23 protein-coding genes are annotated in these 26,969 nt (G+C 40.5%); 14 read left to right on the top strand and 9 right to left on the bottom strand.

Annotation, left to right across the window (positions count from 1 at the left end):
• Nucleotides 1–224: 224 nt before the first annotated feature.
• Nucleotides 225–4,469 (top strand): RHS repeat domain-containing protein, encoded by a 4,245-nt coding sequence (locus tag L884_RS0118945; protein ID WP_028768967.1) that lies wholly within the window; start codon nucleotides 225–227, stop codon nucleotides 4,467–4,469.
• Nucleotides 4,459–5,379, top strand: a complete 921-nt coding sequence (locus L884_RS23325) for an RHS repeat domain-containing protein (protein ID WP_245603169.1) — start codon at nucleotides 4,459–4,461, stop codon at nucleotides 5,377–5,379. Before L884_RS0118945 ends, L884_RS23325 begins: the two co-directional genes overlap by 11 nt.
• Nucleotides 5,380–7,673: 2,294 nt before the next feature.
• Here the strand turns inward: L884_RS23325 and L884_RS0118930 are convergent.
• The 5 genes from L884_RS0118930 to L884_RS0118915 form a co-directional block, all read right to left on the bottom strand.
• The gene (locus L884_RS0118930) at nucleotides 7,674–8,213 is read right to left on the bottom strand and encodes a GNAT family N-acetyltransferase (protein WP_028768965.1); all 540 of its coding nucleotides are present in this window, start codon (nucleotides 8,211–8,213) and stop codon (nucleotides 7,674–7,676) included.
• 117 nt (nucleotides 8,214–8,330) lie between these two features.
• Nucleotides 8,331–8,672 carry a hypothetical protein gene (locus tag L884_RS0118925; protein ID WP_028768964.1) on the bottom strand — a complete coding sequence of 114 codons (342 nt, stop codon included), beginning with the start codon at nucleotides 8,670–8,672 and terminating at the stop codon, nucleotides 8,331–8,333.
• 246 nt (nucleotides 8,673–8,918) lie between these two features.
• Nucleotides 8,919–10,211 (bottom strand): tyrosine-type recombinase/integrase, encoded by a 1,293-nt coding sequence (locus L884_RS0118920; RefSeq protein ID WP_028768963.1) that lies wholly within the window; start codon nucleotides 10,209–10,211, stop codon nucleotides 8,919–8,921.
• A gap of 184 nt (nucleotides 10,212–10,395) precedes the next feature.
• The gene (locus L884_RS22940; RefSeq protein WP_084221471.1) at nucleotides 10,396–10,638 is read right to left on the bottom strand and encodes a hypothetical protein; all 243 of its coding nucleotides are present in this window, start codon (nucleotides 10,636–10,638) and stop codon (nucleotides 10,396–10,398) included.
• 141 nt (nucleotides 10,639–10,779) lie between these two features.
• On the bottom strand, nucleotides 10,780–11,244 hold the full coding sequence (locus tag L884_RS0118915; protein ID WP_028768962.1) for a hypothetical protein: 465 nt from the start codon (nucleotides 11,242–11,244) through the stop codon (nucleotides 10,780–10,782).
• A gap of 259 nt (nucleotides 11,245–11,503) precedes the next feature.
• Here L884_RS0118915 and ccoN point away from each other — a divergent pair, with 259 nt between their 5' ends.
• The 11 genes from ccoN to ttcA all read left to right on the top strand — a co-directional run bounded on the left by ccoN (nucleotide 11,504) and on the right by ttcA (nucleotide 21,569).
• A complete protein-coding gene (ccoN, locus tag L884_RS0118910) occupies nucleotides 11,504–12,940 on the top strand; it encodes a cytochrome-c oxidase, cbb3-type subunit I (protein WP_028768961.1) in 1,437 nt (478 codons plus the stop codon).
• 12 nt (nucleotides 12,941–12,952) lie between these two features.
• Nucleotides 12,953–13,567, top strand: coding sequence for a cytochrome-c oxidase, cbb3-type subunit II (gene ccoO / locus L884_RS0118905; RefSeq protein ID WP_028768960.1), 615 nt, complete (start codon nucleotides 12,953–12,955; stop codon nucleotides 13,565–13,567).
• 10 nt (nucleotides 13,568–13,577) lie between these two features.
• Nucleotides 13,578–13,754, top strand: coding sequence for a cbb3-type cytochrome oxidase subunit 3 (locus L884_RS0118900; protein WP_028768959.1), 177 nt, complete (start codon nucleotides 13,578–13,580; stop codon nucleotides 13,752–13,754).
• Nucleotides 13,754–14,710 carry a cytochrome-c oxidase, cbb3-type subunit III gene (ccoP, locus tag L884_RS0118895; protein WP_028768958.1) on the top strand — a complete coding sequence of 319 codons (957 nt, stop codon included), beginning with the start codon at nucleotides 13,754–13,756 and terminating at the stop codon, nucleotides 14,708–14,710. Before L884_RS0118900 ends, ccoP begins: the two co-directional genes overlap by 1 nt.
• 147 nt (nucleotides 14,711–14,857) lie before the next feature.
• Complete coding sequence (locus tag L884_RS0118890; RefSeq protein WP_028768957.1) at nucleotides 14,858–15,337, top strand: FixH family protein; 480 nt, start codon at nucleotides 14,858–14,860, stop codon at nucleotides 15,335–15,337.
• Between the two features lie 63 nt (nucleotides 15,338–15,400).
• A complete protein-coding gene (locus L884_RS0118885) occupies nucleotides 15,401–17,785 on the top strand; it encodes a heavy metal translocating P-type ATPase (protein ID WP_028768956.1) in 2,385 nt (794 codons plus the stop codon).
• A complete protein-coding gene (gene ccoS, locus L884_RS0118880) occupies nucleotides 17,782–18,027 on the top strand; it encodes a cbb3-type cytochrome oxidase assembly protein CcoS (protein ID WP_028768955.1) in 246 nt (81 codons plus the stop codon). The genes L884_RS0118885 and ccoS overlap by 4 nt, the downstream gene beginning before the upstream one ends.
• Complete coding sequence (locus L884_RS0118875; RefSeq protein ID WP_028768954.1) at nucleotides 18,027–18,719, top strand: sulfite exporter TauE/SafE family protein; 693 nt, start codon at nucleotides 18,027–18,029, stop codon at nucleotides 18,717–18,719. Before ccoS ends, L884_RS0118875 begins: the two co-directional genes overlap by 1 nt.
• Before the next feature lie 57 nt (nucleotides 18,720–18,776).
• Nucleotides 18,777–19,529 (top strand): electron transport transcriptional regulator EtrA, encoded by a 753-nt coding sequence (gene etrA, locus L884_RS0118870; protein ID WP_028768953.1) that lies wholly within the window; start codon nucleotides 18,777–18,779, stop codon nucleotides 19,527–19,529.
• Between the two features lie 91 nt (nucleotides 19,530–19,620).
• Nucleotides 19,621–20,553, top strand: coding sequence for a universal stress protein UspE (uspE, locus tag L884_RS0118865; RefSeq protein ID WP_028768952.1), 933 nt, complete (start codon nucleotides 19,621–19,623; stop codon nucleotides 20,551–20,553).
• 80 nt (nucleotides 20,554–20,633) lie between these two features.
• Complete coding sequence (gene ttcA / locus L884_RS0118860) at nucleotides 20,634–21,569, top strand: tRNA 2-thiocytidine(32) synthetase TtcA (RefSeq protein WP_028768951.1); 936 nt, start codon at nucleotides 20,634–20,636, stop codon at nucleotides 21,567–21,569.
• A 57-nt stretch (nucleotides 21,570–21,626) separates the two neighbouring features.
• On the opposite strand, the gene L884_RS0118855 is transcribed toward ttcA, so the two are convergent.
• Complete coding sequence (locus tag L884_RS0118855) at nucleotides 21,627–22,250, bottom strand: DUF2987 domain-containing protein (RefSeq protein ID WP_028768950.1); 624 nt, start codon at nucleotides 22,248–22,250, stop codon at nucleotides 21,627–21,629.
• The gene (locus tag L884_RS0118850; protein WP_028768949.1) at nucleotides 22,228–23,055 is read right to left on the bottom strand and encodes a glucosaminidase domain-containing protein; all 828 of its coding nucleotides are present in this window, start codon (nucleotides 23,053–23,055) and stop codon (nucleotides 22,228–22,230) included. The genes L884_RS0118855 and L884_RS0118850 overlap by 23 nt, the downstream gene beginning before the upstream one ends.
• Nucleotides 23,056–23,206: 151 nt before the next feature.
• Here L884_RS0118850 and yvcK point away from each other — a divergent pair, with 151 nt between their 5' ends.
• Nucleotides 23,207–24,127, top strand: coding sequence for a uridine diphosphate-N-acetylglucosamine-binding protein YvcK (yvcK, locus tag L884_RS0118845; RefSeq protein WP_028768948.1), 921 nt, complete (start codon nucleotides 23,207–23,209; stop codon nucleotides 24,125–24,127).
• A gap of 64 nt (nucleotides 24,128–24,191) precedes the next feature.
• Here yvcK and L884_RS0118840 read toward each other — a convergent pair whose 3' ends face one another.
• On the bottom strand, nucleotides 24,192–25,385 hold the full coding sequence (locus L884_RS0118840) for an amino acid aminotransferase (RefSeq protein ID WP_028768947.1): 1,194 nt from the start codon (nucleotides 25,383–25,385) through the stop codon (nucleotides 24,192–24,194).
• A 288-nt stretch (nucleotides 25,386–25,673) separates the two neighbouring features.
• On the bottom strand, nucleotides 25,674–26,960 hold the full coding sequence (gene serS, locus L884_RS0118835; protein WP_028768946.1) for a serine--tRNA ligase: 1,287 nt from the start codon (nucleotides 26,958–26,960) through the stop codon (nucleotides 25,674–25,676).
• Nucleotides 26,961–26,969: the final 9 nt, after the last annotated feature.

Here is a 26,969-nt window from a genome sequence, read left to right as displayed (position 1 = left end):
CCTTGACGACACTCCTTTACAATTGGCACTAAGTGGATGACCGTGAACCTATAGCTTACCTCTTTTAAAGGTTTACTAGATATTTGGATCGTAGGTCAAATAACTCTTGATTATTTGTAAGTTGTGTAAATCTCTTTGAGGTTGACACCTATAAATGTTCATATAGCGCCTACTTAATTACATGTTTCTTTAATATGTAAAAAATCAATAACAAGGATAGGTTTATGATACTGCTAAGAAAGTGCAGTTGGCTCACTTTTTTACTAATAAGCTGTTCGTCTGCGCAAGCCGATGAAGCTTATCAATCTCAAATGGACTATTTAAGGAACTATACAGACAACCAAAATATAAATTATGAACTTAATAGCTATAAATCCGATCTTTTTGGAGAAAACCTGAGCCTTTACAATGGCACATTGAGGTTTGAAAGGCGGGATGCTGTCATTCCTGGCAATTCTAATTTAGATATGTCCTATAGAACTTTTTATCAAACGTATATGCCAGACTCCTTAGGCTGGGAAGAAAATATTCCAAGAATTGAAGCGTTTTCTGCATATAGCCATGTAACAAAAAAATCATCATTACCTACCGACTGGCAACTTGGAAAGTTCTGTAGTGGAAATATACAAAAATCCAGAGATGGCATAGATGAAGAAGCTAGCCGAGCATTTCATACAACGCCAAGAATTGTTATCCCAGGTATCGGCTCTGAAGCATTGTTATTCAATAATGGTTCTATCGGTAAGTCAACTAGCGAGTACCGCTTTATCACCCGAAATAAATGGATTGTGAGCTGTTACTCAGAGCATGGAAGAGAAGGGTTTAAAGTTAATTTACCTAATGGTCATATTTACTATTTTAATAACGGCGATGGAGTAACACCTGAAAAATCACTAAATGTAGAGGGTGCATTTATGGTCGTTTTACCTGATAGCCCTCATTTTAGAGAGCATACTGGAATATATGTATCAAAAATTGAGGATAGGTTTGGCAATCGTCTAAACTATAAATATTCAAAAAAAGGATTAAAATCTATTTCGAGTAATGATGGTCGGAGAATTGAGGTACATTATAATGGGCAAGAGAAAACAGTCCTAGCAACTGATTCTACTAACAGTTATCAACAAAAGTGGATTTATAATAATGGGGTTATTACTAGACCAGATGGTAAGAAATGGGAGTATAACCTATATCAAATAGATGCTTGGCCGTCTGACGAACTTCTAGATGGAGGAGCATCAAACCCACCATGTATCTTGTTTTCACAGCTTTCAGGAACGATGAGAGTTAAACACCCTGATGGTGCTGTCGGTGAATTTAGCTTTGAAGAGCGATTCCAAAATAAAGCTCGAGATTATGCTTGGGGTTTTCTCGCGCCTTGTTATAAAACATATAGTTTAGTGAAGAAAAAAATAAAGACTGGCAAAGAAGAGTTTGTATGGGAGTATGATTACTCATCGTCTTGGCGTTCTGGGTTAAGACAGTTTAAAGCAGGGAATGCTATTCCTGAAGGATATAAAATTCCATCTCCAGTCCCTAGCAATGTTGATAGACATTTAACTAAAACAACAACGATAACGTCACCTAATCAAGATAAAACCATACATTATATTAATCGGGACCATTATAGCTATCTTGAAGGTACAACGGTCGCTGAGGAGGTATACAGTAAGAGTGGACATTTATTAAGACAAATCGAGTATAGTCACAAACGCTCTGGGACGTATGGCAGTCGTTCTGTGACTCACGTTGAAGGTAATTCATTTTTAAATATTAATGCAGCAATTTTGAATAAAACGAAAACGAGTCAGAGCGGTGATATTTTTGAAAAGAAAATAAATAAATTTGACTCTTTTGACAAACCTCTTTCAATAACCGAAACGAGCAATAACGGTGAAGATGTTAGGTATTCTCTAAAGTACGATAATGACCGAACACATTGGGTTCTATCTAAGTTAAAAAGTAAAGATACTGTTGGGGTCGGCAGTTTCCCCGATGTTGAATATAGCTACTACTCACCAGAGAGTGCACACGCTTCTTTATTATACCAAGTGAAAAAATTCGGTAAACTTCAAGCCACATTTAGCGAGTATCATCCTGATGGAAATATCAAAAGAATTGACTATGACTCAAGTGGACTTAGGTATTCTAAATTGGAAGATTACTATAGGGGCCGCGCTCGCAAAATAACATTGCCTTGTGCTACCCCAAACGCTTGCAATACGGTTAATGGAAGTACAACTAATACAATGATTGCTAAGTCAACAATTAATGGCGATGGTACGACAGGCAGTATTACCGATTTTAGAGGACACAAAACTACATATAACTATAATCCAATCGGCTGGCTCACTAAAATTGATTATGGTGACAATAAATGGACCGATAAATTAATTAACTATACACAAGTTAATTATGCAGACGATGGTATTGCTGGTAGTGAAATTGTTGTTGGGCAATTAAAGCAAACAGTAACTCAAGGGAATTATGAGCGAGTTAGGTATTTTGATGGATTATTACGACCTACTTTAACCAAAGAAAGGGATAAAAGTAATGATGATACAATTAGGTACCAACAAACAGTATATGATTTTGAAAACAAACCAACACTAGAGTCTTTCCCAAGTGGTAACGCAAGCAATATGATGGGGGTCGAAACCAAATATGACGCATTGGGGCGTGTAACTGCTATAAAACGAGAAAGCGATGACTCTAGCACAGAAATAACATATTTAAGTGGTAATAGAAAACAAACCTCTGATGCTAATCAAAACATCACTACTAGCACTTACTACGCATATGGTCATCCCAGTTTTAATGCCCCCACTTTAATTGAGGCGCCAGATAGTAGCGATATAGAGATTAGTTATAACAAATTTGGACAAGTGAAGAGTATTACTCAAAAAGGGGTCACAGAGAAATACTTGTATGATAATCATCAGCAGCTCTGTAAGACCTACCGACCAGAAACGGGGGTAACCGCTTTTGGTTATAATGCTCAGGGCCAAAGAATATGGCGAGCAGAAGGGACTAATGGGGGCAGTGATAGCTGTGCAGCATCATCAGTCCCAGCCTCACATAAAGTCATTATGAAATATGATAATTTAGGTAGACTTAGAACTGAGCTTTTTCCGGAACCAAGCCTTAATAAAAATTACTCTTATGATTTGAATGGTAACTTGTCCTCATTAAATTCAGGTAGCGGTAACAGCGCTATCACTTGGGAGTACAAATACAACTCAATCAATTTGTTGGAAGAAGAAACTTTATCGATGGATGGTAAAAGTTTTTCGCTTGACTGGACGTATAACAATCTAGGAGCGCTATTATCACTTAAATATCCTTCTGGAAGAAAAGTAACTTATTATCCTAATGCCCTTGGTCAACCAACTAAGGTGAACGAAGGTACTGTAAACTATACAAACAATGTTAAATATCATCCAAATGGGACAATTAAGCAGTTAACTTATGGTAACGGCATTGTCCGTAACATTAATTTGGATACCAGTGGGCGTATTGATGAGATAAAAGACTTCAAGGGGGCCAGACATAAACTCAATATAGACCCACGTTACGACTTAAATGATAACGTTGTAGGTGTTATTGACTGGATTGACCGCAGTAATGACATTGATAATATGCGTTATGATGGCGTCAATAGATTGCTATCTGCTGATGGTAAATGGGGAAGAGGTTATTACCGTTATGATGGCTTAGGGAATATCACGAGTCGCAGTATAAGTGGTTCAGTTATTAATTATAATTATAACCATTTAAATCAATTAGACAGGCTAACTGGTGCATATGCTTACCGCTATCGTTATGACTCCCGAGGTAATGTTATCCATAATGGTCGCTATAATTTAAACTTTAACCATGCTAATCAATTAACGGCAGCCAAAGGGTTGGCTTATCGTTATGACGGTCATAATCGACGAGTAAAAAAACAAAATGATTACAGTATATATAGCCAAGGTGGGCAACTGTTACATCGTGAAAAAGCCAATGGAAAAAAGACCGATACCATTTACTTAGGTAAACAAATCATTGCGGAAATAGATCTAATAGGAGATATTAACCAGCCCCCTCCAGAATTACCAATCGCTAAACCCAGTATTAACCTTAAATTTTCGACCCATAATCTTGGAGGTGATAGAGGCTGTAGAAAAAATTTAGGATGCATTACTCCAATATATCCCTCTCCATATAAGCAATCACAATTTGAGCCTTTGCCTCCTGTTGATTTTCCTGAATGGTACTTATTGTCATGGACGACTAAAGGAGCAGAAACTTGTTCTGGTCAGATATTACGTAATGGTTCAGTTAATAAAATTTTAACTGGCACAAGTCAAATGGGTATTAGCTTTGGAAATGATGGAGCCTTGTATCAAGCAAGTTTAACGTGTGTTGGCCGTGGTGGTTCAACCACTAAAACAGCAATTATTGGGGGGAATGGCGATGAATACTAATGAATATGTTGGGATACGCTATATATCAACAACACTATTATTGATTTTATGTTTAATGACGAGTCCTCTTGAGGCCGCTCAAACCATACGTTATCAACATACCGACATGTTAGGTACACCAGTAATGGAAACCGATGAAGCAGGTAATGTCATCAGCCGAAGTGTGTACGAACCATTTGGTAAGCGTCTTGGTGGTGAAAAAGCGGGTATAGGTTATACAGGTCACTTGCAAGATGAAGATCTAGGGTTAACCTATATGCAGGCACGATACTATGATCCACTGATTGGGCGGTTTTATTCGAATGATCCGAAAGGCTTCTCTAATGTACATAATTTTAACCGTTATGCGTATGCGAATAACAATCCTTATAAATATATTGATCCTGATGGAAAAGAAGCTCTTTCCTTTTCTGTTACTTTAAATATTCCTGCTGTAATGGAACTTGTACCAAATAGCATTGACCACTCTGTTCAAGGGTTTCAAATTTCAGCAAACTTCTCCTTTCCGGGAATGTCGGGTAATGGGAAGTATGGGGCTGGTTTGTCTATAGATGGTACTGTTGGTGGTGAAATTGGTACAGAGCAAGATCCTAGAACAGGTAAGAATTCAAAGTTTTCAGTTGGAAAATTTGTAAAGTCTTTCTTTAAAACTAGTTTAACTGGTAGTGTTGGCTTTAACTGGACTAAAGAAGGCGTTACAGATGTCCAGAATGGAATGAGTGATGTTCAAGTTGGCGGTAATGCTGTAATAGCAGGGGGAGCAATTAGCCAAGATATTAGTGGCACAACCACTGGCGCAGAGTTTTCTATCGGGCCGGGAGTTAATGGTGGTGCAACTGCTGATATACCTATTGTAGGTATTGCTGTAGAGGAAGACAAAGGTGTGGTACTAACAGGAGGAAGTAATTAAATGATAATAATATTAGTTTTGTTAGGTATATGTTTTTTGTCTCTTTTCATTGGGGTTTTGTTGGCTCCAAGTTCAGTGAACAAAATAAAACTGGAAAGTGATTATACGAAAATGGAGATTTTACAAATTCCACATATATTTCTGAAGAGCTGGTATGAGCCGAATAAATTATTTGTACGAAAAATGATAATTACAGGAGCCATAGGGTTGTTCATAGGTTTCATTTCATTATATGTCTTAAGTAAATATGGGCTAATAGGTTAAGTGAAATAATTTATTAATTCAGGCAGGTTATTTTAAGCCGAGGTTTCCGGTTTTAACGCTTATCACTTTGGCTATAAATACTCAGTGCTCAGTGAAGAATCTGATACTAGAGTTAGCATGTCTCCAATGTAATCCGTTCAGTTACTCATGTTTGCCTCGAGTTTAACCATGATTCAGTGGAAGTTAGGGCTTAACTTAGTCCTGTTGATAGCAAACAAAGCGATATGAATGAGAAACAGCATTTAAAAGAGCAAGTAAGCTTATAAAGGCGTAGCCAGAAATGTACCGACAGGATGACTCAATAGTTAGTATCGATACCTAATAGATCCTAAAGTCGTGACTGAGATTCTCAAATTATCTGACAATTTCCATAAGTATAGAAAGAGCTAGTTAACCACGGACTCTATTTAACATAATATACATTGTACGCATAATTGTATGTCAGTGTCTGAGGTGGCAATTAACCGTAAGAATGGCCTCATTTCTCTCAACTAAACCTTTTCTTGGTTTATCGACCTAAACTGAAATTCAGTTGGCTTACTTATCAGCTTGAATGTTTAAACCTTACATAGCTTTTAATCTGATTGCTCAATATGGTGCTACTTTTCTTATCAATGGTGTTCGTTATCTAGTTAGAAAATGTTTAACTGTAAGTTCTTTTGCTTGAGAGCTTTAGCCAACACTTGGTAATCAGTGGTTACTCTGTACATGAAAACGGAGCTCAGTTATCCCATGCTTGCTCAATCATATCTCTGACAACACCCACCGGTATTAAGCAGTTATGAGCAAAGTAAATGCAAGCGACGTATTCAGTTGCAAGACTTTGCTATGCCAGCAATAAACATATAGCTTGGTTTTCTGCCAGTTTTGTTCTGATTACCTAAGACCAAATGATTTGTTTATTACGCCTATAACAGCCAGTAAATTCGGAATTTAACTCAGACTTTACGTTGCGCTACGTGAAATCTGATGCACTGTGCTAAGCAAACTTTAAAAGTAGCCACACAGCGCAACGGTTAATTTCACCCAATTCAGCATGACAATCAATCAACTAGCTTAATTTGTCTTTGCTAAAAATCGAGTATTGAGAGCCGAAAAATCAAAGTAAGCGATAATCGACTAGCTCAAAACAACGTTTTCATAAATCAAGCATAAAGCTATCTAAGTGACATAAGTCACAAGTGCAATCGTTCAACAAAACTTAGATAGTAACAACCGGTGTAATTTAAGCCTTTCCAACTAAGTTAACCTAGTAAACCGTTGCAGATTTGCGATAAATTATCGCTTATGTTTAGAGTGCAAATCGCGTAAAAGTATTCGCCTAAAGCTATGTCCTTCAGTACACAGGAATCTGAAGTGCTCAGTCTCATAATCTCTTGTAAGCATGCTATTGCATGGCGTATTTGCCTGTCATTGTTTTAGGTTACACAAAGATAATTGCACAAATTCAAGCCTATAAAATAACTTATTGATTAGCTTACAAGGTGAATAACAAAACGATAAAGTCAGCAACAGATGGACTGAAAAAGCCCTTTTTAACCAATTGCCGATAATGTCACTTATCGGCATTAACTGATCACAAAAAACGACTCGTAAAACAGATTCAAACTACCTCAGCAATAATGTTAGCTTTGGCGAACGATAATTAGGTTACTAATAAAGTTAGATATTTAACGGCCTTTAAGTGCTAGTTAGCGATAAGCCAAAGCTTTAGTAATGCTCTGCATGTGTAATGGATATCAATCTTAATTCGTTCAAAGGCTGTGTGGTTAGCCTCTGGTTTTGCACCTTCTCTGTTAGGTTTTTAGCAACAGAGATGTCTCAGGTATACGCCCTACTATATATCGCCCAAGTTTCAATGACGCACAAAAAACTATATACGACAGAAGCTTAAAGTGATTCTTCATTTTAAAGCGTCTCAAAGTCTTACCGCACTGTTGGTCGTTTTAATCGTAAAATGAGCAAACAACATCCAATATCAGGTTAAATGCGACTCAAACTCCCTACTCTATTTTCTTTCACCAACCTCTTTATATAGCCACAGGTCTCGACATAACAGTATAAGACAATGACTTACCGTCTATTCGAAACATGTCTTTGATCTCGCCACACTTTTCAAAGCCAGTACTTAAATATAACTTTTGCGCTGCCAGGTTATTTGACAATACCCATAGATCAACAAACTCAATTACGGGTTGATTAGCGACCCACTCTAGCATGGTATTGATTAATTGCTTGCCGAGTCCTTGTTTACGAACACAACGGTCAACCCCCATACCCAGTAATACTCTATGTTGTGTGTGCCTTTCAGCATGGGATCTGATATCAATGTGCCCTACTATCTTGTTGTTATCGTCTAAAGCCAGCCAAAGACGTCGCCAACCAAGCTGAAATAATTCAACGTTAATGCCATCAGCAAAGCGAGCCTTCATTGCTTCATTCACTGATGATTCGGTTTTAGACATCGGCTGAAAAAGATGGGTATCGCCGACACCATTGTCTGACAAATGATCATTTAAATAACTGAAGAAACTTGTTAAATCCTTTTGCGTTGCTTGTCTTATTTCCATATAGCCCCCTTTCCAAACCCTTTCCCCACAGAGGGAGCAGACGTCTTTTTTATTAGTTAGTTTATTTTACGGCAATAATCAGCCTGATTTTAAGCAGTTTGCTTTATCTAATTAGTGTTATGCCATTAAACCCAAGCCTACTTTAACGCTGATGATCAACATAAAATAAACTAGCAGGCTGATCGATTTTCTGCGGCGGCGCTCAAGTAATTCCTGCACCACAATACCTTTGCTACTGAGCAATTGTGATTGCCACAAAAAAAACCACAATATTTTTAGTGTAAACTGTTGTTTATTAATAACTATATTTGATGTTTTTATAGGAGATAGCACTAAAGAAGAGAATATCACCTCTTGTTTGTTCTTTATCTCAAAACGTGTTGTAAAGCGGTCATAGGAGACCACTACCGTTTGCTCTGCAATTGTATGAGTTTGTTTTTGGATCCTTTCAAAAGCCATATTTGCTGAGACCTATTGTTATTATTATGCTTCTTAGACAAATGCCTACGCTCGATTGACTGAGTGGAAAATTAACAATGTAACATCATTGATGTAAAGCAGTTAAGCTGACAATAGTGCGTGACAATAGCGCCTAAATTACTTCAAACTGTAAATTGATCTATTGTGCTATTGCTCCGACACAGTCTTTTACAGCGCATAGACATACTACTATTGGTATCGATTTATCGCTGTTTATATAAGTAACTAGTCAATTCCCTGCAACCTATCAAACGATTTATTCTGTGCACTTTCATGGCGCTCTATTTGCGAGGTATGCAAATATTGCGAGGTGGTATCGATACTTTCGTGGCCTGCATCGGCTTGAACATGCGATAGTGGTCTGCCATTAATATTGATGTCATGGGTGATGCCTGTGTGGCGAATATTATGAATACTTAAGCTACGCATTTGCTCAGCATCACTCACAAAGCCGTCACGTTCGATACTGTTAGCAGCAATTTCAATGATTTTGTCAACTTCTTCGCGGATTTGACGAATGCCAAGATTGGCGTTTAGCATACCTACATCGCGGCCCCGTCCGGCTGCTTTTTGCCTTACGATTAACGGATGCTGCTCAGAGGCTGACGGATAATCACTTAGCTTTAAGTAGCGTCGGTAATCTACGAGTGCTGCTAATAATGCTTTAGAGATCGCCACACTTCGACTCTTGCCACCTTTACTTTTAGGGATATGGAATCGCCAAATACCGGTTTGACTGTTGTGCTTAAATTGGCTCATAACCGGTGTATACCCCGCCCTTGCCGACACTTCAGAAACCCGTAAGTAACATGAATAAATGAGTTTGATTAAAAATAGGCTGCGTTGGTGCAGTTCCGGCTGTTCTTTAGCTAGCTTTTCAACGGTTGCCATAATGTAAGACCATTGCAGTTCGGTAAAAGCCAGTTGATTGTCATCGTCACTATTTAAGCGATATTTTTTGCTTGAAGAAAAACGACTTTTATTTAGCCACATTTGTGCGGGGTTTTTCTCGCAATAATCTTCACTCATTAAATAACTGAAGAAACTCGATAAGATCGCAATTTTTGTTTTAAGCGCACTTTCACTTAATACATAAGGCGTTACTTGGCCGTCTTTTTTATTGCCTCTAAACGGTAACCAAGTCGGGTTGGGTACTCTGTCACCTGTATGCTTATCGAGCTTAAACTGCGCTACATTGAAGTAACCGATAAGTTTGGTTGGCGGTTGCTGGCAATAATCTACATATAGGCCAATCTCTTTGCGGCCAATTCCACTGACATTTAACCCGACTACGTCAAAGCACCAGTGCAAAAAGGTCGTCAATTCACTCCGGTAAGCTTTGTAGTTGTTCTCATTGTATTTTTGTTCAAACAACCAGTCTGTTGCTAACTCGAAAACTAAGCCGGCTTCATCAAGTTTAGTTAAACTTAACTGAGTAATATGCTGGTTAACCAATGGGTTGCCTAGTTGAATAAAGTCGATAGAGTCAAAAAGCGGGATAACAGGTGGTAGTTGCATAAAACGCCGTCAAATTAGATAAGCTATAGCAGTATTTTATACTGATTGGCGATAATCAGGAATTTTTAAAACAATTTCAATAATGTGCTTTCACTTTAGGGGGGGAAGCAAAAGCACTTTTGTACGCGTATGAACTAGCTTGGAGTAATTAATATTGCCTACTAATCAATGTCGCTAGTGAGCCTTATACAACCTTAGAAGTCAGAATATTTAACGATCCACTACATTTTGATTTGCAGTGTTCCTGACATTGCTTATCACAATGAATGCGTTTTTCACAGCTCCAAAGACAAAGCTGCCATACGGCTTGTTTGGTTTCTGTATCTAAGCATTTAAAGTCAGCGGCGCAAAGCAGCCCTTGTTGGATCAACTGGGCGATTTTATCTTCAGGGATACTAATATTTAATCGTCGAGTTGAAGTTTCCATAACGTTAGCTCCAAGGCATTAAGAACGAGTTAAGCTTAATATACCTAAATGATAATGATTATCAACAACTCTTTTATAGAATTGCCTATCCCCTTTTAGAAATCTGACTAACTGTGCGCTTATATTAGCATTTATCGTGTGTTAACCCGGATTATCGGCAAGGAAATCAAAAGTAGTAAACAACTCTTTATCATCAATTGTGAAGCTCACAATTGCGCTCCAAACCATATAACCACTGCTACAAGAACCGTATACGAACTCTCCTTGATAGTGTGTTTTATCAGTTTGAGCTAAATTTACCGGAATAACCCCCATAAACATGTCTCTACCTTGCAACTTCACTTTTAAGTCTGTCACTGATTTTGATGTAGTAACAAACATGGTCAATGGCTTTTCGCTTGGGGCTTGCCAAGGGTTTAGACTTAACTGGATTTCAACATCAGCAACAGTTTTAGCGCAAACGTCAGTTTTAAAACTGCAAAGCGTAGGATCTTCGGGCTGTGTCACTGTGATAGATTCGTTATTGGGCTCACAGCCTAGTAGCAATAAGCCAAAAACACTTGCAGTAACAAAGCGCAATACTGCTGAATTGTGAGTAACTTGCACGATAATTAACCTTTACATCATTAGTTTTAACATTCTATTGATTACCTTGATCTAGATCAACTTATCAAACCCCTTAATTCCTATCTTTTTTGATGTAGCTCAAGTATCATGGCGTTGCCTTGCGTTACTTCAATAAATGCAAGGTTACATATTGACAGCCAACCCTTGTTTCCGATAGGAGGCTTGCATTAGTTGTCATTTAATCGGGTAGAGTTTTTCTCTACAACAATAAGTATAAGTAATAAGCAGTGGAAGCAATATGATGAACCATTCCCAGCCTCAAGGCGCTGATTACAACTACACCGTCGTACGCCAATTCGCGTTAACCACAGTTTTGTGGGGAATTGTTGGTATGGCAGTAGGTGTACTAATCGCAGCTCAGTTAATCTGGCCGCAGCTAAACTTTGAAACTCCTTGGTTAACGTATAGTCGTCTACGACCACTACATACGAACGCCGTGATTTTCGCGTTTGGTACTTCAGCCCTTTTCGCCACATCCTATTATATCGTTCAACGCACCTGTCAAACTCGACTATTTGCACCTAAATTAGCTGCATTTACGTTTTGGGGTTGGCAAGCCATCATTCTATCGGCAGCTATCAGCTTACCGCTTGGTATTACCAGTGGTAAAGAATACGCTGAACTAGAGTGGCCAATTGATATCGCCATTACTGTTGTGTGGGTTTCCTATGCAGTAGTGTTCTTCGGCACTATCGTGAAACGAACCACCTCCCACATTTATGTGGCTAACTGGTTCTTTGGTGCCTTTATCATCACCGTTGCTGTACTTCACATAGTTAACTCTATGGCTGTACCGCTAACCATGACCAAGTCTTACTCACTATATAGTGGTGCTGTCGATGCCATGGTGCAATGGTGGTATGGTCACAACGCAGTTGGCTTCCTGCTAACAGCTGGTTTCCTTGGTATGATGTACTACTTCGTACCTAAGCAAGCTGGTCGCCCTGTTTATTCGTACCGTCTTTCTATTGTTCACTTCTGGGCTCTTATCGCACTGTACATTTGGGCTGGTCCTCACCACCTACACTACACTGCACTACCAGACTGGACTCAGTCACTTGGTATGGTAATGTCGCTAATTCTATTCGCTCCTTCTTGGGGTGGTATGATTAACGGTATTATGACCCTATCAGGCGCTTGGCATAAGCTACGTACCGACCCTATCCTTCGTTTCTTAGTTGTTTCATTGTCTTTCTACGGTATGTCTACCTTCGAAGGCCCAATGATGGCAATTAAAACAGTTAACGCATTGTCTCACTACACTGACTGGACGGTAGGTCACGTTCACTCTGGTGCATTGGGCTGGGTTGCTATGGTATCAATCGGTTCACTATACCACTTGATCCCAGTACTGTTCGGCCACGGTCGTATGTACAGCACAAACCTAATTAATGTTCACTTCTGGTTGGCAACAATCGGTACTGTTCTATATATCGTTTCAATGTGGATCTCTGGTGTTATGCAGGGTCTAATGTGGCGCGCAGTTAACTCTGACGGTACATTGACTTACAGCTTCGTTGAAAGCTTAGAAGCATCTTACCCGTTCTACTTTGTTCGTTTCCTAGGTGGTGCATTCTTCCTTGCAGGTATGTTCTTAATGGCATACAACGTAATCCGTACTGTTAAGGCCCCTAAAGATTCTTTGCCAGCAATTGCTGAAGCAAAAGCAGCTTAAGGAGTAGATTCGATGAAATTTAATCATGAGATAGTTGAAAAAAACATCGGTCTATTAGGGATCTTTACTGTTATCGCAATCAGCTTTGGTAGCTTGGTTGAGATTACGCCCCTACTTTTCCAAGAAGACACAACTGAACCGCTAGAAGGCCAAATCCCTTATACAGCGCTACAGATTGAAGGTCGTGACATCTACGTTCGTGAAGGTTGTTATAACTGTCACAGCCAAATGATCCGTCCTTTACGTGCTGAAACTGAGCGTTACGGTCACTACTCTGTAGCTGGTGAATCAGTTTGGGATCACCCATTCCAGTGGGGTTCTAAGCGTACTGGTCCAGATTTAGCTCGCGTTGGTGGTCGTTATAGCGATAAATGGCATGAGGTTCACTTAATTGACCCACGTGCTGTTGTTCCACAATCAAATATGCCTGCATATCCTTGGTTAGCTGAAAACAAACTGACTGGTGATCTAACCGGTGAGAAGATGGATATCTTGCGTAAGCTTCACCCAACACACAACTTGTACACGGATGAAGAGATTGCTGGCGCTAAAGACGCAGTGAAAGATAAGACAGAGCTTGAAGCTTTGATTGCTTATCTACAATCACTAGGCCACGCGCTTAAATAAGGAGGCAAATATGGATTACGGCACATTACGTGGAGTGATAACCATAGTAGTAATGGTGACCTTCGTCGGTATATTTGCTTGGGCATATAGCTCGAGCCGAAAAAAGCAATTTGACGATGCTGCTAACTTGGTTTTCTCTGATGAGGAAATGAGTTCTGCATCGAACGGCTCAGGAGACAAAAAGTGATGAGTGACTTCTGGAGTTTATGGATTATCGTACTTACGGTAGTGGTAATCATTGGCTGTATTGTTCTACTACGTGCTTGTTCTAAGAACAACACTGGAGTAGAAGAAGGCGAGTCAATGGGTCACACCTTTGACGGTATTGAAGAACTAAATAACCCACTGCCAAAATGGTGGAGTTACATGTTCTACATTACTATCATTTTCAGTGTTATATATTTAGCACTTTACCCAGGTCTGGGTAGTTTTAAAGGCTTTTTAGGTTGGACGAGCTCAAACCAAAGCGTTCGTACAATTGAAGAGTCAAAGCAAGCAGTTATCGACGCACAAGCTGAAGGTCGCTGGGTACAGTACGACCAAGAAGTAAAACATGCGGATGAAAAGTATGGCCCTATCTTTAAGGCTTATGCTGATACACCGCTTGAAGAGCTAGTTAAGAATGAAGAAGCGCTGAAAGTTGGCGGTCGTTTATTCCTACAAAACTGTGCTATGTGTCATGGTAGTGACGCACGTGGTAGCAAAGGCTTCCCTAACCTAACTGATGATGCTTGGTTATACGGTGGTGACTTAGCTACTATCAAGACATCTATCATGAACGGTCGTCACGGTATGATGCCACCTAAAGGTGGTTTACCAATCGAAGACACCGAACTTGAAGGTTTAGCTGAATATGTAGTTAAGCTATCAGGCCGTGAGCATGATGCTGCACTAGCGGCACAAGGCCAAGGTTCATTCATGAAAGGCTGTTTCGCTTGTCATGGTATGGACGGTACTGGTAACAAGTTTATGGGTGCACCAAACTTAACTGATAATGCATGGGTATATGGCGGTAGCCGTGGTGCCATCATTCAATCAATTAAGAATGGTCGTACAGGCGTTATGCCTGCATGGAAAGATGTATTAGGTGAAGAAAAAGTTCACGTAATTACAGCTTACGTATACAGCTTGTCTAACAAGTAATCACATAAGGTTAACACCGAGTGTAATATAAAGGCCTCGTCACAAACGAGGCCTTTTTTTTAAGTGATAACTCACACTTTTATGGGTAAAATGATGTTTGTTTTCCCAGAGTTTAATAATTATTTTAATAAGTAAAGGTGGTAAATAATGTCTACTCCACAACCCTGGTATAAGCAGTTTTGGCCTTGGTTTCTTATCATTTTGCCGTTATGTGCCGTCGTTGCGAGTATAAACTTATTGATGGTTGCCATCGATAACCAAGATCCATTAGTCACAGAAGACTACTATAAAGAAGGTAAAGGCATTAACATCGATCTACGTAAGATAAAACAAGCCAAACAGTTGGGTATGAATTATCTACTTGAGTTTGATGATAAGTATGTAGAGATCTCACAACATGGCGGAGACACTTACCTTGCCGCTTTAAGTATTAGCTTTTTCCACCCAACATTAGCCGAGCGCGACTTTTCACAAATCGTTACCGCTGACGCTAACGGGATCTACCGAATTGATTTAGAGCAGCCAATTTCAGGCCCTTGGGAAGTGCGTATTGAAGGTTATGATCAAACTTGGCGTATTCAACAGCGCGTTACCTTAAAAGACGATCAAGAGTACTGGTTAAACTAATCTACTTATGCCCTAGCCCGCTGTTTTGGCAGCGGGTTTACATCTTAAAAAGAATCACATTTCATGAGTCAAGCAAACTGCTTTCATTGTAATGAACCTGTGCTAACAGGACAGCAATTCACCACCCGTATTAATGATGTCGAGCAGTTAATGTGTTGCCCAGGCTGCCAAGCTGTTTCACAAGCAATTATCGATGCTGGGCTTACTAACTATTACAAATTCCGTACTGAGCCTGGTAGTAAGCAAACCGCGCTCGTGCCAGAAGAGTTATCTAACTTTAGCGCCTATGATCTGCCAGAAGTACAACAAGATTTCATTCAACTTCGCGATGCCTTAAGCGAAGTGTCTCTCACGGTTGATGGCATCACCTGTGCAGCCTGTGCATGGCTAATAGAACATAAAATTAAAAAGCTTAATGGTGTTGCCAAAATCCAAGTTAACTCCACGACCCAGCGAGCATTGATTGCTTGGGATAGCGAAAAAATAAAGCTCAGTGAAATCCTTAACCAGATTAGTCTTATTGGCTATCAAGCCGCGCCGTTTCAGGTTGATGAGCAAGAAACGAAAAGTAAAAAAGACAGCCGCAAATTTCTCTTAAGGCTCGGGCTTGCTGGTTTTGCCACCATGCAAGTGATGATGTTCGCCCTCGCCCTCTACTCTGGTTATTTTACCGATTTAGATCTTGAATACCGCGACTATTTTCGTTGGGTAAGCATGTTGTTTGCCGCCCCAGTCGTATTCTATTCAGCGCAACCATTTTACTTTAGCGCAGTGCGCTCAATGTTAATGGGCAGGCTGAATATGGATGTTTCAGTAAGCATTGCCATTTGTGGCGCGTATATCGCAAGCTGCATTGAAACCATAAACGGCACAGGTGAAGTGTATTTCGAATCCGTGTCGATGTTCACTTTCTTTTTATTACTTGGCCGTTTCTTTGAGCAAAATGCCCGTCAAAAAGCTTCTGTAAGCTCGAGTAATCTGCATAAACTCGTGCCATTAACTGCGCAGTTACAAACTAACGATGGCTTTGAGGAAGTGCCGGCCAAACGTTTAGCCATTGGTGACGTCATCTTAGTTAAGCCAGGCGAAGTTATTGCTGCCGATGGTGTCGTGGTCGAAGGTGTTAGTGCTGTCAACGAAGCCATGTTAACTGGTGAACAAATGCCACTTGCAAAAGAATTAAATGCGCAAGTGTTTGCTGGCACCATTAATATTGAACAACCTATATTAGTTAAGGTCACTGCGTTAGGCCAAGATCAGCTCGTAGCAGAAATTATCCGCTTGCAAGAGATTGCATCTAACAATAAGCCTAAAATCGCCTTATATGCGGACAGGTTTTCTAACTACTTTACTGCAGCGATTTTGCTTATCGCGACACTGACCTACCTATTTTGGTATTTTTATTCTCCAGAAGACGCATTTTGGATCACCCTATCAGTATTAGTTGCGACCTGCCCTTGTGCACTTGCGCTTGCCACACCGACAGCGGTTACCTGTGGTACTGCAATTATGACGCGCTTAGGTATTATTACTCGCCGCAGCGGTGTTTTTGAACGTTTACCTAAAATTGAGCATGTTGTATTTGATAAAACTGGTACGTTAACACTTGGTAGCTTGTCAATTACCGATATTGAACTGACTGGTGAACTCACAAAGCAACAAGCGTTAACTTATATCGCAGCGTTAGAAGCTGGTTCTTTGCATCCAATAGCAAAGGCGTTTAGCCCTTACTTTAATAAAAGCTATCATGTAACAGAGCGCCAAAGCGTTGTCGGCAAAGGACTCACAGGCTATATCAATGGTCAATTTTGTAAGCTTGGTAGCCAGCAATTCGTTAATCAGAGCAATGATACTGAAACCAGTACCGTAGTTTGGTTAAGTTGCGATGATGTCGTACAAGCTAAAATCAGTTTGAATGATGAAGTTCGTCCAGAGACTGAGTTTGCGGTTCAGCAACTAAAACAACTTGGCTGTAAGTTGAGTATCGCCAGTGGTGATAACTCAACAGAAGTTGTCGCGTTGGGTAAGCGCCTTGGGATCAGTGATACTCATCAAGGCCTGTCGCCCCAAGGTAAACTGCAATTAATTGATCGTTTTCAACAACAAGGCCAAGTCGCCATGTTTGGTGATGGTATTAACGATGCCCCAGTGCTTGCAGGAGCCAATCTATCTGTCGCAATGGGAAGCGGCGCGGCAATTTCAAAAAATAGTGCCGACATTATTTTATTAGGCGATAATCTGTCTCGTTTTGCTGATGCGGTCAAAGTGGCCAAACTCACTGGTCGAATTATCAAACAGAACTTGTTTTGGGCGCTGGGATATAATTTGTTTATTATTCCATTAGCAGTAACTGGCCATGTTGCGCCTTATATTGCGGCAATTGGTATGTCTGCAAGTTCATTAATCGTAGTTAGCAATAGTCTTCGACTTCTTAAGGTTCGTTTATGAGTATTATTTATGTGCTAATTCCAATTGCGATGATTTTTGTATTAGTCGCTGTAGGTATTTTTTTCTGGGCGGTAAAATCAGATCAATTTGATGATCTTGAAAAACAAAGTGTTTCAATCCTGTTTGAAGATGATAAAGCCGATAGCGACACAGCAGGAGCCAAAAGTTCTAGCCCGTCAGCAAAATCAAATATTGAAAACGATAGCAACAAAAGCAATTCAAGCAGCACGAGTAACAACTAGTGGATGATTACAGCTTAGTTGGCGCACTCATCGTTGGCTTAATGGGCGCAGGCCATTGTATCGGCATGTGTGGAGGCTTGGTCGGTGCCTTATCAGCGAATCTGCCTAAACAGCAAGCCGGCAATGCACTTGTGAATCAACTGGGCTATTTACTGAGTTACAATAGTGGCCGCATTATTAGCTACACCTTGGCGGGCGCGTTGGTCGGTGCCAGTACCAGTGCTTTAGGTTTAATGTTTAACGCTGACATTTATTTGCTCGTTTTACGTATTTTCGCTGGGGTAATGATGATAATTACCGGCCTCTATATAGCGCAAATTTGGGCTGGCGTTGTACAAATTGAAAAACTAGGTAAAGGACTTTGGCGCTTAATCTCGCCAATCGCCAATCGGTTTATTCCAATCAAAAACCGTGGTCATGCATTTATCGCCGGAAGTTTATGGGGCTGGTTACCCTGCGGTTTAGTTTATAGCATGTTGACCTGGTCAGTGGCCGCAGGTAACGCCGTTGACGGCGCCTTGATTATGCTAGCCTTTGGTATAGGTACCTTACCCGCATTGTTAAGCGCAGGCATTGCAGCCAGTAGTTTTAGCCGTTTAGTGCAAAATAAAGCCGTGCGGATAATTAGCGGACTGGCGCTGATAGCCTTTGGGGTACAAACCTTATACATAGCTATCGCTCAGCTTAGCTAGCCCCAAATATCAAATTAGTTTACCATAGTAAGTGAACAGTCAAAATTGAGAGAAACAATGTCAGCAGATAACAACAAGAATCGCCGCCAAATGGCTTCAGGATGCGCGATTCATTGTCATGATTGCAGTATGGGCACACTTTGTATTCCGTTTACACTGAACTCTAATGAATTAGATCAGCTTGATGAAATCATTGAGCGTAAAAAACCCGTTCAGAAGGGTGAACCAATTTTTAAATCTGGTGATCCGCTTAAGTCTTTGTTTGCTATTCGTTCTGGCACAATTAAAAGTTACACCATCACTGAACAAGGCGATGAACAGATCACTGGCTTCCATTTGGCTGGCGATGTCATCGGTTTTGATGGAATTCACTCGCAATTTCACCAAAGCTTCGCTCAAGCCTTAGAAACCTCAATGGTTTGTGAAATTCCCTATACAACCTTAGATGAGCTTACCGGTAAAATGCCTAAGCTTAGACAGCAAATCATGCGCTTGATGAGTAATGAAATCCAAAGTGATCAAGAGATGATTTTGTTACTTAGTAAAAAGAATGCAGAGGAAAGATTAGCTGCATTTATTAGTAACCTCGCAAAACGATTTGGTAGCCGTGGCTTTTCACCAAGAGAATTCAGATTAACAATGACCCGTGGTGATATCGGTAACTACTTAGGCCTAACTGTTGAAACGATTAGTCGTTTGCTTGGCCGCTTTCAAAAAGCTGAATTAATTGAAGTTAAAGGCAAATATATCACTATTTTAGATATTGACGCCTTAAGCGAACTATCGGGCAACAGCAATATCGCAAGATAGGAATTATTCGGCCAACCGCTTGATCTAAAACAAGACAAATTCATCTGATTGGTGCAAGATGAAACTAGACGATATTAGATAAGGAACCGTTATGATGGATTATCAAAAACTCCTTGTGGTTGTCGATCCTACGACAGATAAACAAGCGGCTCTAGCGAGAGCCGTTGAATTGGCATCAGAAAGCCAAGCCCAAATTACGGTCTTTCTTTCGATTTTTGATTTCTCTTATGAAATGACCTCTATTTTGTCAGGCCAAGAACGTGAAGCCATGCGTGAAGGCGTTGTTAACCAACGCAAGGCTTGGCTTGAAGACATAGTCAAACCTTATGCTAAAGATGGCGTTATTATCAATCTTGAAGTTGTTTGGCATAACCGTCCTTTCGAAAGTATCATTAAATACGCGATAGATAATCAGTTCGATTTAATCGTTAAAGGTACACACGAGCACGACAAACTCAAATCTGTCATTTTCACGCCGACCGATTGGCACCTCATGCGTAAAGCCCCTATTCCTGTGCTATTGGTTAAAGAGCACGATTGGCCGGTTGCGGGTAAGATTGTTTGTGCAGTAAACGTTAGTGCTGAAGATGAAGCCAACGAATCGCTCAATGGCAAAATCGTTGCTCATGCGCTTAAACTTGCTAAGCAATTCGACGCTCAAGTTCATTTAGTTAATGGCTACCCTGGCACGCCAGTAAACTTGGCAATAGAGCTACCAGACTTTGATTCTCACACATACAGTGAGACCATTCGCTTACAACATGAAGAACGAATCAATTACCTAGCCAACGCTTACGGGATCCCAGTTGAAAACTGTCACGTAAAAGAAGGACTACCAGAAGATGTCATTCCAGATCTTGCCATGCAATTGGATGCTGAACTGGTAATTCTAGGTACCATTGGTCGCACCGGACTCTCGGCGGCATTAATCGGTAATACTGCCGAACATGTTATAGACAGCATTAATTGTGATCTGTTGGCAATAAAGCCTGATGGCTATAAATCACCATTAGAAGAGCTATAACTACTTTATAAGCTTTACCCACAGCCCATAAGCTGGAATAATACGCGCCCTGAACTATTGTGTACTAGGCGCGTTTTTTTATGTCCGAAGAATTAACCCCAAAACAAGTTACCCGCAAATCAAAACTGCAAAAGCGTTTACGTGCAGAAGTTGGTCGTGCGATTGCTGATTACAACATGATCGAAGATGGCGATCGTGTGATGTGCTGCCTATCGGGTGGTAAAGATAGCTATGCAATGCTTGATATTCTGTTGAATCTTCAAAAACGTGCTCCAATCCAATTTGAGATTGTCGCTGTTAACTTAGACCAAAAGCAGCCTGGCTTCCCTGAAGACATTTTACCTGCTTATCTAGATACCCTTGGTGTGGCTTACCATATTCTTGAAAAAGACACCTATTCAATCGTTAAAGATAAGATCCCTGAGGGTAAAACCACCTGTTCGCTATGTTCTCGCCTGCGTCGCGGTACTCTCTATGGTTTTGCACAAAAGATTGGTGCAACTAAAATTGCACTCGGCCATCATCGCGATGACATTATCGAAACCATGTTTTTAAATATGTTTTTTGCAGGCAAAATGAAGGCTATGCCGCCTAAGTTATTGTCTGATGATGGCGCTAACATGGTGATCCGCCCATTGGCATATTGTCGTGAAAAGGATATTGCCGAATACGCAGGCCTGAAAGGTTTCCCAATTATTCCATGTAACTTGTGTGGCTCACAGGAAAACCTTAAGCGTGCAGCAGTTAAAGATATGTTGGTTCAGTGGGACAAGCAACACCCAGGGCGTATTGAAACCATCTTTACAGCAATGCAGAACACTTCACCTTCACAGGGTGTTGACCGTGAACAATTTGACTTTATGTCATTAAAACGCGACCCAGATGCGCCTATGCGCGGTGATGTTGCCGAGTCAGATCTACCTGCATTTGATTTTGTTGATGTCGCTAATAATGGTCACATTAACTTAGATGCTGCTAGCCGTATTGATGTTGTTAGCACCTATACGCCAGACTAAATTAACAGTTAAGAACAAAAAGCCCTGCAATGCAGGGCTTTTTTATGGACTCTTTTGCTATTTTGTTGTCCAAGGACTTATCACCTTAGGTGCAACTGAAGTCTTTAACACCTTTAAGCTATTGAGTTGTTGCATACTCAAACGATAAGTTCCAGTCACAGGGATCACTTTATCATCAATATAAAGCGTTGCATCGTCATTAAACTCAAGATTTAACCCAGCAATATCGGCAGCGAAGTAACGCATTGGGAAACCTTGAAGACGATCAAGTAATGCATTCATCTCATCACTTATCTGCAGCAATTCACTTTGCTCATACTCTTGCTTGGTATTTTTCGCTCTCACTTGCATTGAAATAGCGCAAGCATCAAGTTTCCCCTCTACCTCTAAGTTGATTAGTGCCCTATCCGACTTAAGTTGGTTGTCATAAGGCAAAAATAAGCGCTGATCTTTGGTGATAGTTAACGGAAAGGAATCCTTTTCAGTAGTAATAGTTCCACTCTTAACTAAGCAACCGTTGGCCTTAGATACCGAGAACGCTAACTCTACTAATTGATAATTACCTTTATTTACTTGTTTTAATCTTTGGTAAAAGCCTTGGTATTCAAGCGATATAGGCGCGGCCTGACTAACACCTGTCAATCCTAATAAAATACAGCTAAGCAGCAGTTGTTTTTTCATTGTTATCCACTAAAAATCGTTGGTTATGGCGAAGCATTTCGAGTAGCTCATCTATATAAGCTTCTTGACGTTCCGAGTAATTAATCAGTCCGTAAACGAGATCCTGTGCTCGTGGGGTTTTATTTTGCGCTCTTAGATCTGCTCGAATTGAGCGTAATAACGAATAAGCTGCATTAGAGTTTAAGTTGCGCATGTATGATGCTACTGAATCTTCAACGGTTTTAAATAAGGCAACTTCATGGGATAAGCCCTCAGTTCGTGATTGCGGCACTAAACCACAACCCTTTCTAAAACACCATTGACCAAAAAAGTTCAGCCCCTCTCTTGCAAACCTTGAAGTACCCCAGCCGGTTTCATTAGCAGCTTGGATCAACACCATCTCTTCTGGGATCACATCCACACGAACAAGCAAAGTATCTATATTGGCTAGCGTTAAGCTTCTCAAGGTGTACTGATATTTCTCAGAGATCTGCTGCAATCTAAACTCATCAGCTTCGGTGAGTTTTTTATCACTCACGATTTGGCTGCGAATGCTTATTAAAAAATTTCGTTCGTCTTGAATGATGGCATTTTGGTGTCTAATTGACGGTCTTAAAAAGTCAAAGAACGCCTTTTTCTTATCACTTACCACTTTAATCGCAGCAAAATCTGGCACCGCATTAGCGACTGCAATATTTTTAACTGCTTTACCTAATTGTTGCTCATTTTTTTCTTGTGATGGAATAAATACAGTTTTTAGCCATAGCAAAACCACAATGACTAAACCTATTGCAATGGTAAATATACCAAGTTTGCCTGTTTTCACTCATTCTCCTTTATCAAATTGAATGCAATACGTGATCACTAGTCATTATATGCTAGCTGGTCGCGATAATACATCGAGAAAATAGTTACTGATTTATGTATAATCTCTGATTAACTCATTATTTTGGGTATTCAGGAAGGAGGCCCCTACAATGAAATCAAATAGGCTTAATCAATACAACCGTGTGGTAGCCATAGGTGGCGGACATGGCTTAGGCCGAGTGCTTTCGTCCTTATCTTTTTTAGGACCAAAACTAACAGGGATAGTAACGACAACTGACAACGGTGGTTCAACAGGCCGCCTCAGAGCCGAAAAGGATTGTATCGCTTGGGGCGATCTGCGCAACTGCCTTACTCAACTCGCAAGAAGACCATCTGTGGGCTCTTTATTGTTTGAATATCGTTTTAATGGAGAGAGCGAGTTAACCGGACATAACCTTGGTAACTTAATGTTGATGGCACTTGATGAGTTATGTGTACGGCCTTTAGATGCGGTCAATCTTGTGCGAAGCTTTCTCAATATTGAAACACGCCTTATTCCAATGTCAGAAGAGCCGACCCACCTTGTTGCTTTGCAAGCATGCGGCCAAAGTGTGTTTGGTGAAACTAACGTTGATAAAATGCAGGACAGGCCAATCGCATTATCACTAGATCCTGAAGTACAAGCGACTAGCGAAACCTGCGAGGCGATACAACAAGCAGAACTTATTATTTTAGGGCCTGGAAGCTTTTTAACCAGCGTTATGCCACCGCTATTATTGCCAAAGATAGCCAACGCTTTGGCACAGTCTAACGCTGAGGTCATTTTGATTGATAACTTGACTAAAGAACCTTCATCGATCGCTAATTGTACACTAGATCAAAAAGTTAACTGGTGTCATCAAGTGCTTGGCCTAAAGATAATTGACCAAATATTATGTCATGGCGAGCAATCATACCAAGAAGGCAACATTTGCTACTATCCACTTCGAAGCTCTCACCATATCGGATTACATGACCGTCAGGCGCTTGCGGATGCTTTGTCCTATATGGTTAGTCAAAATGCCCACTTAGTGAATATAGAATCGGCTTAAGCGAAGTGTCACTATTTTATACCAAAAAAGGACCCTAAGGTCCTTTTTGGTTTAAAGGGGATGCTTACAGCACTTTAGCAATAGCCGCGCAGATCACTGGCATGTTGGTTTTAGTCATACCTGCAACACTGATACGGCCAGAACCCACAATATACACTGCAAACTCATCACGTAAGCGGTTAACCTGCTCTTTGCTTAGACCGGAAAAGCTAAACATACCGTTTTGGTTTGAAATGAAATCAAAGTTTTGTGTTACGCCTGCTTGTTTTAGCGACTCCACAAACAGTGTGCGCATTTCAGCAATACGCTCTCGCATCTCTTTAAGCTCGTCATGCCATAGTTGTTTTAGCGTCGCATCTTCTAAAATCGTGCTTACAATAAGTGCGCCATGCGCTGGTGGGTTTGAGTAAGAAGCGCGAATAGTGCTCTTGATTTGACTAAATGCATTAACAGTCTCATTACTGGTCGCGCCAACAACCGTTACCGCACCAATACGCTCATTATAAAGACCAAAGTTTTTAGAGAATGAGTTAGCAACAATAAGCTCAGGAACTGTATTGGCAAAAATACGTAATCCTTGGGCGTCTTCTTCTACACCCGCGCCGAAGCCTTGATAAGCAAAGTCGAATAATGGCACTAGTCCTTTCGCTAAACAAAGATCAGCAATTTGTTGCCATTGCGCACTATTTAAATCGATACCTGTCGGGTTATGGCAGCAGCCATGTAACAATACCAAGTCACCCTCTTTAGCAGTTTCTAGGTCGCTAACCATAGCGTCAAAATCAAGGCCATGGGTTTCAGCTTTATAATAAGTATATTCGGCGATCTCTAATCCAGCTGTACTAAAGATATTATTGTGGTTTGCCCATGTTGGGTTACTGATCCAAATTTTCTTTGAGTCTGTATGGCGTACTAGAAATTCTGCCGCCACACGTAAAGAACCGGTACCACCTGGCGCTTGAGCAGTTAGCGCACGTTTTTCAGTTACAACACTATGCTCTGAGCCAAACAACAAACTCTGAACGGCACGGTTATAGGCTTCAACGCCTTCCATACCGAGGTAGCTCTTGCTTTTTTCTGTAGCGAGTAGCTTTTCTTCAGCAAACTTCACAGACTTTAGGATTGGGGTCTGGCCGGATTCATCTTTATAAATACCAACACCTAAGTTCACTTTTTCTTTGCGAACATCAGCTTTGAATGCTTCTGTTAAGCCTAAGATGGGATCAGCTGGGGCCAGTTCAACCTGGGAAAATATCATGACGGCTTTCCTAAATATTTGAAGTGTAGGGTTATCGCGTGTATTTATAACATTGAAGCGTTAAGGGAGAAAGCGAGATTTATTACTAATAGCAATAAATGCGGCTTAGGCTATGTTTCTATAACAAACGCGCCATTTAGCTATCTATTTGTCATTATAAAGGTAAAAAACTGATAATTAGCTAATGGCCAATTTTGTAAAGCGTTTACAAAACTTAACGCTAGTCAAATAAAAAGGCCTTTAACTGTCGTTAAAGGCCTTTCAGCGTTAAGTTTACCCTAACTAAGATTAACCGATTTTCTCTAAACCGCCCATATAACCGCGTAGTGCTTCAGGTACAGTAATTGAGCCATCTGCGTTTTGATAGTTTTCTAAAACCGCAACAAGTGTGCGCCCTACGGCTAAGCCTGAGCCGTTTAATGTATGTAATAAACTTGGCTTCTTGTCTGCTTTACCTTTATAGCGAGCTTGCATACGGCGTGCTTGGAAGTCTTGCATGTTGCTACATGAAGAGATCTCACGGTAAGTATTTTGTGCTGGCAACCAAACTTCAATATCGTATGTTTTAGCAGAACCAAAGCCCATATCGCCAGTACAAAGCACTACTGTACGGTACGGTAAACCAAGCTTTTGCAATACAGTTTCAGCGTGGACTGTTAACTCTTCAAGCGCTTGCATTGAGTCTTCAGGCTTAACAAGTTGAACCATTTCAACTTTATCAAACTGATGTTGACGAATTAAACCACGAGTATCTCGGCCATAAGAACCTGCTTCACTACGGAAACACGGTGTATGCGCAGTCAATTTGATTGGCAAATCTTCTTCTTCGATGATTGCATCACGCACTAAGTTAGTTAGTGGAACTTCCGCAGTAGGAATGAGGCTTAGGCCTTGTCCCTCTTCTGTTGCTGGCTTGGTATGGAATAAGTCTTCACCAAACTTAGGTAGTTGCCCAGTTCCTAACAAGCTGTCTTCATTCACAAGTAAAGGCACGTAAGCTTCAGTGTAACCGTGCTCAGTTGTATGTAAATCAAGCATGAATTGAGCCAACGCGCGGTGCATACGTGCGATTTGGCCTTTCATTACGATGAAGCGTGAACCGGTAATTTTCACTGCGTTTTTAAAATCTAAACCTGCTAGATTTTCACCAAGCTCAACGTGATCTTTTACTTCAAAATCAAATTCAGTCGGCGTACCCCAACGGCGAACTTCAACGTTTTCTGATTCGTCAGCACCAACTGGTACTGATTCATCTGCCAAGTTTGGTACGCTCATGGCAATTGAATTTAACTCTTCAAGTAACGCTGCTAATTCAACTTTTTTCGCGTCTAATTCTTCGCCTAGAGATCCAACTTGAGCCATGATAGGCGCAACATCTTCACCTTTAGCTTTAGCTTGACCAATCGATTTAGAAATAGCGTTGCGTGATGCTTGTAACTCTTCAGTAGCAACTTGTAGCGACTTGCGCTTCTCTTCAAGTTTGCTTAGACGATCTACATCTAAAATAAATCCACGGGTAGCCAAACGCTCGGCAGTCACTTCTAATTCATTACGTAAAAATTTTGGATCTAGCATATTTTATTA

This window comes from Shewanella fidelis ATCC BAA-318 (genome assembly GCF_000518605.1).
Taxonomy (GTDB): domain Bacteria; phylum Pseudomonadota; class Gammaproteobacteria; order Enterobacterales; family Shewanellaceae; genus Shewanella; species Shewanella fidelis.
This window is presented reverse-complemented; position numbering and strand designations above follow the sequence as displayed.